Annotated in this window: 11 protein-coding genes; all 11 read left to right on the top strand. The window is 56.6% G+C overall.

Annotated elements, in window-relative coordinates; translation table 11 throughout:
* Window positions 1–92: 92 nt before the first annotated feature.
* The 11 genes from AC58P5_RS08370 (at window position 93) to ruvB (ending at window position 12,072) form a co-directional block, all read left to right on the top strand.
* Window positions 93–1,382 carry a homoserine dehydrogenase gene (locus tag AC58P5_RS08370; protein ID WP_497385703.1) on the top strand — a complete coding sequence of 430 codons (1,290 nt, stop codon included), beginning with the start codon at window positions 93–95 and terminating at the stop codon, window positions 1,380–1,382.
* Between the two features lie 34 nt (window positions 1,383–1,416).
* Complete coding sequence (gene thrC / locus AC58P5_RS08365; protein WP_497385702.1) at window positions 1,417–2,487, top strand: threonine synthase; 1,071 nt, start codon at window positions 1,417–1,419, stop codon at window positions 2,485–2,487.
* Window positions 2,487–3,449, top strand: a complete 963-nt coding sequence (gene thrB, locus AC58P5_RS08360; protein WP_497385701.1) for a homoserine kinase — start codon at window positions 2,487–2,489, stop codon at window positions 3,447–3,449. The genes thrC and thrB overlap by 1 nt, the downstream gene beginning before the upstream one ends.
* A 2-nt stretch (window positions 3,450–3,451) precedes the next feature.
* On the top strand, window positions 3,452–4,390 hold the full coding sequence (locus AC58P5_RS08355) for a prephenate dehydratase (RefSeq protein ID WP_497385700.1): 939 nt from the start codon (window positions 3,452–3,454) through the stop codon (window positions 4,388–4,390).
* 9 nt (window positions 4,391–4,399) lie between these two features.
* A complete protein-coding gene (gene ilvE, locus AC58P5_RS08350) occupies window positions 4,400–5,281 on the top strand; it encodes a branched-chain-amino-acid transaminase (RefSeq protein ID WP_497385699.1) in 882 nt (293 codons plus the stop codon).
* A gap of 288 nt (window positions 5,282–5,569) precedes the next feature.
* Window positions 5,570–8,083, top strand: coding sequence for a LysM peptidoglycan-binding domain-containing protein (locus AC58P5_RS08345; RefSeq protein WP_497385698.1), 2,514 nt, complete (start codon window positions 5,570–5,572; stop codon window positions 8,081–8,083).
* Between the two features lie 215 nt (window positions 8,084–8,298).
* Complete coding sequence (locus AC58P5_RS08340; protein WP_497385697.1) at window positions 8,299–8,976, top strand: BofC C-terminal domain-containing protein; 678 nt, start codon at window positions 8,299–8,301, stop codon at window positions 8,974–8,976.
* Window positions 8,977–9,176: 200 nt separating this feature from the next.
* Complete coding sequence (locus tag AC58P5_RS08335) at window positions 9,177–9,599, top strand: organic hydroperoxide resistance protein (protein WP_497385696.1); 423 nt, start codon at window positions 9,177–9,179, stop codon at window positions 9,597–9,599.
* Between the two features lie 323 nt (window positions 9,600–9,922).
* A complete protein-coding gene (gene ruvC / locus AC58P5_RS08330; protein WP_497385694.1) occupies window positions 9,923–10,426 on the top strand; it encodes a crossover junction endodeoxyribonuclease RuvC in 504 nt (167 codons plus the stop codon).
* Window positions 10,423–11,049 carry a Holliday junction branch migration protein RuvA gene (gene ruvA, locus AC58P5_RS08325; RefSeq protein ID WP_009671933.1) on the top strand — a complete coding sequence of 209 codons (627 nt, stop codon included), beginning with the start codon at window positions 10,423–10,425 and terminating at the stop codon, window positions 11,047–11,049. Before ruvC ends, ruvA begins: the two co-directional genes overlap by 4 nt.
* 18 nt (window positions 11,050–11,067) lie before the next feature.
* Window positions 11,068–12,072, top strand: coding sequence for a Holliday junction branch migration DNA helicase RuvB (ruvB, locus tag AC58P5_RS08320; RefSeq protein WP_497385693.1), 1,005 nt, complete (start codon window positions 11,068–11,070; stop codon window positions 12,070–12,072).
* Window positions 12,073–12,389: the final 317 nt, after the last annotated feature.

Here is a 12,389-nt window from a genome sequence, read left to right as displayed (position 1 = left end):
GGGGCCCGATGGAACGGGCAGCCCGGATAATAACCGGGTGCAAACTCAAAGATCGGAAAAAGAACAGAACGTACACGGGAGGAATTATAACTATGAAGAAACCTATTAAAATCGGCTTGCTTGGACTCGGAACCGTCGGAACGGGTGTAGTCCGGATTGTAGAAGGCCACCGGGAGGACCTGGAGAAACAGACAGGTTCCGCCATCGTAGTGGAGAAAGTGCTGGTGCAGGATTTGAGCAAGCTGCGTTCCGTTGCCGTCGATCGTGACAAACTTACCGACCAGCCTTGGGATATTATCCGCAACCCCGAAATCGACGTTGTCGTCGAAGTGATGGGCGGCGTGCAGGATACGAAAGCGTATATTCTCGAAGCGCTGGAACAAGGAAAGCACATCGTGACCGCGAACAAGGATCTGATGGCTATGCACGGACCCGAGATTCTTGCCAAAGCCGCCGCAAAAGGCTGCGATGTATTCTATGAAGCAAGCGTGGCGGGGGGAATCCCGATTATTCGTACACTGGTGGAGGGCTTCTCTTCGGACCGGATTACGAAAATTATGGGGATCGTCAACGGTACGACAAACTATATCCTGACCAAAATGAGCCAAGAAGGCGCCGCTTACGCGGACGTGCTCAAAGAAGCGCAGATGCTGGGCTATGCCGAGGCCGATCCGACTTCCGATGTGGAAGGACTGGACGCCGCCCGTAAAATGACCATTCTCTCCACGCTGGGCTTCCATTCGGAAGTGGCGCTGACCGACGTGAAGGTCAAAGGAATTTCCAACGTCAGCAAAGAAGACATCCAATACGGCAAAAAGCTCGGCTACGAAGTGAAACTTCTCGGCATTGCGGAAAAGCATGACGATCACATCTCCGTGTCGGTCGAGCCGACAATGGTCAAAACGTCGCATCCGCTCGCTTCGGTCAACGGCGTGTTCAATGCCGTGTACGTGTACGGCGAAGCTGTGGGCGAGACGATGTTCTACGGCCCGGGCGCCGGCGAAATGCCGACGGCGACCTCCGTCGTGGCGGATCTCGTGGCTGTCGTGCGCAACTTGAATCTGGGTGTAAACGGCCAGCACAGCACGGCACCTTATTTGGAGAAAAAGTTGAAGACGGACGAGCAAATATCTTCAAAATATTTCGTGCTCCTCCATGTAGAGGACAAGGCGGGCGTGCTTGCCCAAATCACGCAAATTTTCGCGAAGCACGAAGTCAGCCTGGAGTCCGTCTTCCAGCATCCGAACGAGCATAATCCGAAAGCGGAAATCATTATCATTACCCACGACGCCAACCAGGCGGGCATGAATAAAGTTCTGGCCGAGTTCGAAAGCCTGGACGTCATCCAGAGGATTCAGAGCGTTTACCGCGTCGAAGGCTAAATTTTATATTAAGGAAAAGAGGCTGCAGAAGAAAATGAGATACATGGGCTTGCTGCATCAATATAAATCCTATCTTCCGGTTACGGAAAAAACTCCGCTGCTTACCCTGCATGAAGGAAACACCCCGCTTATTCGCGCGGAAAAATTGTCCGAAGAGCTGGGTCTCGACCTTTACGTCAAATATGAAGGGCTGAACCCGACGGGTTCGTTCAAAGACCGCGGCATGGTGATGGCCGTAGCTAAAGCGATGGAGGAAGGAAGCTCCACGATCATGTGCGCTTCCACGGGCAATACGTCGGCGGCCGCTGCCGCCTACGCCGCGCGCGGCGGACTGAACTGCATCGTGCTTATTCCGAACAACAACATTGCGCTCGGCAAGCTGGCGCAGGCTATTATTTACGGGGCGAAAGTGATCGCCATTGAAGGAAATTTCGACCGGGCCCTGGAGATCGTCCGCGAAATTACGGCGAAGCAGCCGATTACGCTCGTCAATTCCGTCAATCCCTACCGGATTGAAGGACAGAAGACCGCCGCTTTCGAGGTGTGCGATCAGCTCGGAAAAGCGCCGGATTATCTGGCGATTCCGGTCGGCAATGCGGGCAACATCACGGCCTACTGGAAAGGCTTCAAGGAGTATCAGGCGGCAGGTAAATCCTCCTCGCTGCCCAAAATGATCGGATTCGAAGCGGAAGGCGCCATGGCGATCGTCAAGGGAGAGCCTATTCTCAATCCGGAAACCGTGGCGACCGCCATCCGGATCGGTAACCCGGCAAGCTGGGACGGAGCCGTAAATGCGGCAAACGAATCCGGCGGTCAGATCAACTATGTCACCGACGAAGAAATTTTGTCGGCTTACCGCAAGCTTGCTTCGCAGGAAGGCATCTTTGCCGAGCCGGCATCGGCGGCATCCCTTGCGGGCGTCATCAAGCTGAAGCGGGAAGGACACTTCCGTCAGGGACAATCCGTCGTGTGCGTGCTGACCGGCAACGGCCTTAAAGATCCGCACAACGCCATTCAGAGCGTGAAAGCCGAGCCGCTCGTCGTAGAAGATTCGGAAGCGGCCGTGATGGACGCGATCAGGCAGCTGGAGCAGGTGGGCAGCTAATGGCCCCCGCAGCGGTACGCGTCCGCGTTCCGGCCAGCACCGCCAATCTGGGACCGGGCTTCGATGCGCTCGGCATGGCCCTTGATTTGTACGCCCGGATTGAGATGAGTGAAGCGGACCGGACACAGATCGAACTTTTCGGAAGCAATATGCAGGGAATTCCGACGGACAAGACGAACCTGATCTACAAAGTGGCCCGCACCTTGTACGACCACGCGGATCTGCCTATGCCGGAGCTGAGCATCCGCATGGACAGCGATATTCCGCTCACGCGGGGCCTGGGCAGCAGCGCCTCCGCTATCGTCGGAGCGCTTGCGGCGGCCAATGCGCTGAGCGGAGCGGACCTTCCGCCGGAGGAGCTTTTCCAGATCGCCTCCGGCATGGAAAAGCACCCCGACAACGTCGGCGCCTCGCTGTTCGGCGGCATTATCGCGGCCTACTGGGACGGCCAAGAGGCGAAGCATGTGCGCATCGAGCCGCACGAGCGTCTGGAGGCGCTGGTCGCCGTGCCGGCGTTCCAGCTCTCGACGGAGCATGCGCGCCGCGTGCTGCCGACCGAGGTGCCGATGAACGACGCCGTCTTCAACATCGGCCACTCGTCTCTACTCGTCGCGGCCCTTGCCGCCGGCGAGCTGGGCATGATCCGGCACGCGATGAAGGATGCGCTTCATCAGCCGTACCGCGCGGCTCTCGTTCCCGGCATGGAGAAGATTCTCCGGGAAGCGGCCGATCACGGCGCGCTGGGAGCTGCGCTCAGCGGCGCGGGCCCGACTCTTATCGCGTTCGCCGATAAGAGCGAGGGACGCCAGGAGGAACTCGAAGCGTTCCTCCGGGAGACGTTCCGCGGCGAAGGAATCGAGGCGGAAACGAGATGGCTGAGGCCTTCCCGCGAAGGCGTCCGCGTCTGGAAGCTGACGGGCGGAGAGCCGTCCTTCGAGGAATTTGCGGGAGGAGCGGAATAGCGATGGCGAAGAAACGGATTGCGATGCTGGGACCGGGCACCTTCTCCGAAGAGAGCGTGCACCATTTTCTCGGGAGGGACCGGTACGAATATGTGCCGTTCAAGCTCATCTCCGATGTATTCCTGGCGACCGCTTCGGGAGAAACGGATTACAGCGTCATTCCGATCGAGAATACGATCGAGGGCTCCGTTACCCTGCATATCGATTGGCTTGTCCACGAGGTGGATTTGCCGATGCAGGTGGAATGGGTTTATCCTATAGATATGAACCTGATCGGCCTTCCGGGCAGTGCCCACCCGGCGGCCGATGACAAGAACGGCTTGGCGAGGCTGGAGAACGGGGAACTGGCAAGCTCCCCGCCCGTCTCTTGGTCAAGCATTACCAAAGTGCTGTCCCATTCGGTCGCGCTTGCCCAATGCCGGAAGTTTCTGCGCACGTATATGCCGCAGGCCGAGATCGAGCAGACGGGTTCCAACGGGGAGAGCGTCCGGCTTGTCAGCGAGCTGGGAGACCCGAACGTGGTAGCGATCGGCACCACGAACGCCGCCGGCATGTACGGAATGGAGCTTCTCGCAACGAAGATACAGGACAACCCCGACAATTCGACGCGGTTTACCTTAATCGGGCGCGAAAAGCTTGATCTGCCGGCCTCCGGCCATACAAAGACGACCATTCTGGTTACGCCGCCCGAAGATTACCCGGGAGCGCTGCACCAGGTGCTTTCGGCCTTCGCCTGGCGCCGGATCAACTTATCGAGGCTGGAATCCCGGCCGACGAAACGAAAGCTGGGCAATTATTATTTTTATATCGATGTAGAAGGCTCACTGGAATCGGTTCTCGTCCGCGCCGCTTTTGAAGAAATCGAAGCGATTGGCTGCCAGGTTCGGATTCTGGGCTGCTACCCGACGTATCAGTACGAAACCCAAACCCCGGAGGTGTAAGAACAAATTATGGCACAGCAGTGGATTTACCTGGATGGAAGCTTCGTTACCAAGGAAGAAGCAAAAGTATCCGTTTACGATCACGGTTTTTTGTACGGGGATGGAATTTTTGAAGGCATCCGCATTTACGGCGGCAATATTTTTAAATGCAAGGAGCACCTCGACCGCCTTTACGATTCAGCCAAATCGATCATGCTCAATATTCCGCTGAGCTATCAGGAAATGCAGGACGCGCTGGTGGAGACGATCCGCCGCAATGAACTTCGCGACGGCTACATCCGCCTCGTGGTTTCCCGCGGTCCCGGTGACCTCGGACTCGATCCGCGCCGTTCGCCCAAAGCCAGCGTCATCATTATCGTCGAGCAGCTGTCGATTTATCCGGAAGAGGCTTACATCAACGGCCTCAAAACCGTTTCGGTCTCAAGCCGCCGCAACATTCCCGACGCGGTCAATCCGAAAATCAAATCGCTCAACTACCTGAATAACATTCTCGTCAAAATTCAGTCCAACCTGGCCGGCGTGGGCGAAGCGATCATGCTGAATTCGCAAGGGTATGTAGCCGAAGGCTCTTCGGATAACATTTTTATCGTAAAAAGAGGCGTCGTGTTCACACCGCCTTGCTACATCGGTGCGCTGGAAGGCATCACGCGCGCGGCGATCATCGAGATTTGCGAGCGTCAAGGCTACACCTTGAAGGAAGAACCGTTTACCCTGCACGACGTGTATGTGGCCGATGAAGTGTTCTTTACGGGCACAGCCGCCGAAGTTATCGCGGTTCGCGAAGTGGACGGCCGCATTATCGGGGAAGGCAAGGCCGGCCCGATCACGACGAAGCTTCTGCAGGAGTTCCGCAGCATTGTGAATGTCGACGGGGTTAAAGTATACGAATAATCCGTCTCGCGCGGTTCGTTTCTTGTCCGGCGCCGATTTTTTTATCGGTTAAATCGGTTTTGCCAAAACGACTCATTAAATTCTCAAAACCGTTTCCCGGGAAGGGGCACTTCCTGCGGCAGCGGTTTTTTTTATGCCCGGATTTGCTGTATTTGCGCCTGTCCTCTTGAATTTTCCGCGGCTTTTTTTCGTTCGGGGGATGTCAAATGCCCATGGGTCTGCATAAGATGTAATGTCAATCGGATTGGGGAAGACGGATATGTACTTAGAAGAGGGAGGTAAGACCCGTTGAAAATCCATATGGTTAAAAAAGGGGATTCACTGTATAAAATCGCCCAAAAATACAACGTCGATCTCGATAAACTGATCGAAGCGAATCCTCAGATCGCGAACCCGGATCAAATCAACGTCGGTGAAAAGGTGAAAATTCCGGGAACGCCGACGAAACCGCAGCAGCCCCACACGCCTCATCATCCCGTGCCGGATCATCTGGTGAAGCACATTGTGCAGCAAGGAGATACGCTGTGGAAGCTTTCGAAAGCATGGGGGATTCCGCTGAAGGAAATGATCGAAGCGAATACCCAGCTGAAAAACCCGAATGTGCTGATGACCGGCGAAACGGTCTATATTCCGAAAAAGTCTCAAGCGCAAGAAGGCTCGCAAGGCAGTCAGCCTCATCATGGCGGAACAGCTCACGGCAAGAAGGATACTTCCCCGATCCAGCCGGCTGTTCCCGCGCCCGAACCAGTAGAGCAGAAGCCGGAAACGGCCGAAGTTCCGGAGCTTCCGGAACTGCCGGAGAGCCATGAAATTACGGAACTTCCCGTGCCGGAGCAGAAAGTGGAGGAGAAAGCAGAAGTGAAGCCGGAGATAGAGCCTCCCGCACAACCGGTCCAGCCTGAACCTCAGGTGCAGCTGCCGGTTATCGAGCAGCCTCCCGTGCCTGCTCCCCAACCTCCCGCACAGCCGCAGGTGCCTGAATACCAACTGCCTCAGCTGGTGCTGCCGCAGATCGAACTGCCGTCCTATACGCCGCAGCCTCCGCCACAGCACCCTTGCGAACCCGTTGTTCCGGCTCCTTATCCGGCTTATGTAAAAGAGGCCGAGGCCATTCCGGACTTCGGAGGACATCCGGGGACTCTTCCGTTGATTCAGCCGTGCCCTCCTTATGCGCCTTTTGTGTCTCCGTACGGGCAGCAGCAGGAACCGTGGAAAAAGGAACCGTGCGGATGCGAAGGCGAACTGCCCTTCTCGTATGGACATCACGGAGCCTACGAAGGCGGCTGGGGACAACCACAGACACTTCCGTATCCGAATGTTGAGATTCCTCAGGGCATTCCGTCCTATCAGGCAATGGTCGCCACCGAGGAAGAATTCATCCAGCCGGCCGGTCAGATTCAGGTGCAGCCTTATCCGTCCCAGCCGTGGTTTCCAAGCCAGCACGGTTTGTACGGAGGCGCGGGAGCCGGCCCGGATTTGCATACCCCTTACACGGACGGAGCCTATTGCGCGGAAAAACCGGTATTCGGACAGCAGCCGGGCTGCCCCGAGCCATACGCGCCATTCGGCCATGGGGGCTTTGAGCATGGAGGTTACGGTCACGTAGGCGGATGGCCCCAAAGCTACGAGCAGGCAGGCGTTTGGCCGCAGGGCTACGCGTCCCCGCAGGAGGCGGAGCAAGCCGTGTATGCGGCTGGCGGCTTCGAGCAGGGAGGCTTCGAGCAAGGAGGCGGATGGCCGCAGGGCTTTGGGCCGCAGCAGCAGCCGGATCAGGGCCAGTACGCGCCCGGCGGCTTCGAGCAAGGAGGCGGATGGCCGCAGGGATTTGCGCCGCAGCAGCAACCGGATCAAGGCCAGTACACGCCTGGCGGCTTCGAGCAAGGAGGCGGATGGCCGCAGGGCTATGGGCTGCAGCAGCCGGATCAGGGCCAGTACGCGCCCGGAGGCTTCGAGCAGGGAGGCGGATGGCCGCAGCAGCCGGATCAGGGCCAGTACACGCCCGGAGGCTTCGAGCAGGGAGGCGGATGGCCGCAAGGCTATGGGCCGCAGCAGCAGCCGGATCAAGGCCAGTACGCGCCCGGAGGCTTCGAGCAAGGAGGCGGATGGCCGCAGGGCTATGGGCCGCAGCAGCAGCCGGATCAGGGCCAGTACGCGCCCGGAGGCTTCGAGCAGGGAGGCGGATGGCCGCAGGGCTTTGGGCCGCAGCCTTACGGGCATCAGCAGGCTTTTACGGCCGGTCTGGCGTCTATCCCGCCAATGACGGGCAAGAAAGATTGCGGCTGCGGATGCGGGGGAGCCAAGAAAGGACACGGTCGGGCGCCGGAAGCGGCTAACTTCCAAGCATTCCCGTCCGGATTCGTTCCTTATCCTGGAGGCGCACAGCAACCTCCGTACACGCCTTTTACAAGTTACGGCCAGCCGGATTGGGAGCGGATCTGCCCACCCGCGTTTCTTGCCCCGTACGGCTACGGCACCCAGCAGGAAGGAGCGGTGAATCCGTACGCCCCGATTCCCCAGCCGGCCTACGCCGTTTCGGGTCCGCAGTATCAGGAAGCCGCTAACCGTATAGAGGGTTTCCAGGAATTCTCACAGGGAACCGGAGAAAGCGAAGCCCGGATTCATCTGGTCGATGAGGAAGATGAATCGGGCTCCTACTTCGAACCGGAGGCCAAAGCTAAGAAGACATCGGCTCCCAAGAAAGCCAAAACTTCCAAGAGCTCCGTACGCACGGTTATCCGCAAATCGGGCCGCAGCGCGCCGAAACAGGCGGTTAGTGCAAATGTTCCTTGGATGAACGTTTAAACCCTTTGCGCACAGGCTTTGCGTATTAAGCAGTAGAGAGCTTCCGCTCCGGCGATTCCTTCTGGAACGCCGGAGTTTTTCTTTTATATGTACGACGATAGGGCCATTGAATTTCCGGTCCGCGCCCTCGCGCCAAGCAAGCTGGAAATACATGTATAAGCTTTTCGACGGGGGGCACAATAAGGAAAAACAGAGGATAGAAGGGGATTGCCGTGATGGTTTTCAACTTGCTGAAGCAATTGAAGAAAAAAATCCGTCTCAAACGCAAACGGCTGATATTCGGCAGTTACGTTCTGCTGGCTGCAGCCGCATACCTGCTGGTTGCCAATGAATTCCCCAAGCCGGCTTACCGGGAAGCCAGCACACCGCTCGGACAAGCTGCCGCACCGGAAATCGATCAGGCTCTGAAAGCGCAGCAGGAACAAACGCTCCGGCAAATCCGCTCCGAGGGCGGTCAGCGGCTGACTTATATACAGCATTCGTATGTGTGCGGAGAAGAACAGCAGGAGCTGGGGCTGAAATCCGCGGAGGAGATTACGGCTTTGAACGGAGAACATCCTGACTGGATGCTGAGCCTGAATTCGGGGGGAAGCGTCATCTTTACCCAGCACATCGACGATCTGTCGCCGAAATGTAAGCAGAGCGCATACTTCGGCGTAGACGAGAGCGGAAACTTGTCTTTGTTTGACGGGCTGCCGGCCAATGACAAAGTGATCCGTACTTTTTTCCAACTCAATATCCAATATCTCGAAAGCGCCCTGCCCAAAGAAACGGTCCGTCAGCTTCACGAAGGAATACGGGTGTCGGATGTGGCTGAATTCAACAGTGTCTTGTCTACGTTCAGCGATTATGCCGTGCAGGAGAGCGAAAAGGCGATGTCACCCAATTACTAATGCTATTAGGGGACAAGCGGCCGCTAGCAAAAAGTTTCTTTAAAAGGTTCCGCTTTGAAGGCGGAGCTTTTTTCAATACATATAAGTTTTATAAAATTATATTGCACACAATATAATAGTGTGATACTATTCAATTATAGAACGAAGCGTCCCATGCGGCGTCTCTGCATTTTTAACTTTTAGAGGGATGGTGTTTGACCATGGAACATTTGTACACAGCGGTTGCAACGGCTCAAGGCGGACGGAACGGGAAAGTAACTTCGGATGACGGCGTGCTGAATTTGGAAGTCAAAATGCCGAAAGCGCTGGGCGGTCCGGGCGGGGCGGCAACGAATCCCGAGCAGCTTTTTGCGGCGGGTTATGCGGCCTGCTTTGACAGCGCGCTGAACCTCGTTATGCGGCAAAAGCAGATCCGTTCCGAAACCCAGGTGACGGCTCACGTTACGATCGGTAAAGACGAGCAGGACGGGGGCTTCAAGCTGGCTGTCGAACTCAAAGTGAGCATTCCGGGGGTTGAAATGGGAACGGCTAACGAGCTGGTTGCCGCCGCTCATCATGTTTGCCCTTATTCGAAAGCAACGCGGGACAATATCGACGTGCTTATCGATGTTGTTGAAGCGTAAAATAACAGCGCAACGAGACGGCTTCCGCGAGGGAGCCGTTTTTTGCCGTAAACGCAGGAGAAGCGTGCGGGACCTCTTGCAAGGGATTGCATGGGCTCGAACATGACATGAACATATCTGTAAACAAGACCGTGAACAGACCGTGAACAAGACGGCGAACAGACGGTGAACAAGACGGCGGACAGACCGTAAACAAGGCGGTGAATATTTACGGCTTGTCCCGCCTTTAAACACGCTATCCCTTTCGGCGAGAATTTGCTATAATGGAAAGCGATACATATGTTCGCTTTTTGGGACATACAGGGGATGGGAGAGAACTTCTTTTGCGTATTCTGGGAATCGACCCGGGCATTGCGATCGTCGGTTTCGGATTTATCGATAAGACCGGCAGCAAACTAACGCCCGTTCAGTACGGCTGTATACAAACCGAGGCCCATACCGATCCGGGTCTTCGGCTGAAGCAGGTTTATGATGCGGCCTGCCAGCTCATAGACAAATATAAACCCGACTCGATGGCCGTCGAGAAGCTGTTCTTCAACCGGAACGTCACGACGGCCTTTACCGTCGGCCAGGCGCGCGGTGTGATCATACTGGCAGCCGTTCAGCGCGGAATACCTGTTGGGGAATACACGCCTTTGCAGGTCAAACAGGCCGTTGTCGGCTATGGCAAAGCGGAGAAAATCCAAGTGCAGGAAATGGTCCGCATGTTTCTTAAGTTGTCTGCTATACCGAAGCCGGATGACGTAGCCGATGCGCTCGCCGTAGCGATCTGCCACGCACATTCATCCACGCTGCACGATAAAATCAAAGAGGTTACCAAACGATGATCGATTTCCTAAGAGGCAAGTTAGCTGCGCGTGAAACGGAATACGTCGTCCTCGATGTGAACGGAGTCGGCTATCGCGTTTTTTGCGCCAACCCGTACGCGTTCGGATTGAAAGAAGACGCCGATGTCACGCTGTATACTCACTACCATGTGCGCGAAGACGCACACCTGCTGTTCGGCTTCCCGACAAGGGAGGAGCAGATGCTGTTCCGGCAGCTTATCGATGTCAGCGGCATCGGACCCAAAGTCGCGCTCGGCATTCTGGCCGGAGGCCGTCCGGAAACGGTAGTCGCGGCTATCCAGCAGGAGAATATCGCTTTTCTTACAAAGCTGCCCGGTATCGGCAAGAAAACCGCGCAGCGGCTTATTTTCGATTTGAAAGAAAAGCTGGGCGCACTGCCGGTTACGGAGCGCGATCTGGCTGTATCGTTCGGCTTAGTGGACCCGTCGGATGAATTCGGTACCCAGGGAGTCTGGGGCGAAGTCAAGCAGGGTCTTCTCGCGCTCGGCTACACGGAAGCGGAAGCGGACCGTGCGTGGTCCCGCATCCAGCCGAAGGTCAAGGATACCGATCCTGCCGATGTCATCATGAAACAAGCCCTCCAGGCTCTGTTTCAAATGTAAGTTTTGGGGGAGATGACGATGGAAGACCGCATTATATCCGCGAATTTGATGATGGAAGACGAAATCGTGGAATTCTCCCTGCGCCCCCGGTACCTGGCGGAATATATCGGACAGACGCAGGCGAAGGAAAATCTCAAGATCTATATCGAAGCCGCCAAAATGCGCAAAGAAGCGCTTGACCATGTTTTGCTTTACGGACCCCCGGGGCTCGGAAAAACGACCCTGTCGAATATTATCGCCAACGAGCTTGGCGTCAATATCCGCACGACGAGCGGTCCCGCTATCGAGCGTCCCGGCGACCTCGCCGCGATTTTGACGAATCTGCAGGAAGGCGACGTGCTGTTCATCGACGAAATCCACCGCCTCCACCGAACTGTCGAGGAAGTGCTGTATCCGGCGATGGAGGATTTTGCGCTCGATATTATCATCGGCAAGGGGCCGAGCGCGCGTTCCGTACGGCTGGATTTGCCCCCCTTCACGCTGATCGGCGCGACTACGCGCGCAGGCCTGTTGTCGGCACCGCTGCGGGACCGCTTCGGCGTAATCAGCCGGCTGGAGTTCTACACCGTCGACGAGCTGTCGTATATCGTCAGCCGCACCTGCGATATTCTCCAAGTGCAGATCGTCGGGGAAGCATCGCGTGAAATCGGGATGCGCTCCAGAGGCACACCTCGAATCGCGAACCGGCTGTTGAAGCGGGTACGCGATTTCGCACAGGTCAAAGGAGACGGGATCATTACCGTCGAACTGGCTCGCGAGTCGCTCCGGCACATTCAGGTCGACGATCTCGGCCTTGACGAGATCGACCACAAAATGCTGAGAGCGATCATTACTTCGTTCCGGGGAGGCCCGGTCGGACTCGATACGATCGCCGCCACCATCGGAGAGGAAAGCCAGACCATCGAGGACGTGTATGAGCCCTATTTGCTGCAAATCGGCTTTTTGCAGCGAACTCCCCGCGGACGAATGGTTACGCATCAGGCGTACAGCCATTTGGGGCTGCCGATCCCGGAGCAGAACTGACTCAGGCTGCTGTCGGGTTGGGACCGGCACATCGGCATGATGGCTTCGGCCCCCTGCTGCAGGAAGCGACCTGAGCGGGAAAGGAGCGGATTAGGGCACAGGATTCAGCCCGCAGACTGAACAACAGGCTGCTGACCGTATGCTCTCCGGCTGTAAAACCGGACACATAACGTACACGCACAGATCGCGCACCTTCGGTGCGGGTCGGTGCGTGTACGTTTTTTCGTTCCAAAACCTCAGATTGGTTTGAGAAGCCGGGAAACCTATTTGCTCTTGCTCCGAGCTCTCAGCAGTCTCTCTCCATTACGGATGGCTTT

It is taken from the genome of Paenibacillus sp. JT31N7 (genome assembly GCF_059692095.1).
Note: the sequence above shows the minus strand (reverse complement) of the source record. Positions and strands in the feature narration are given on the sequence as shown.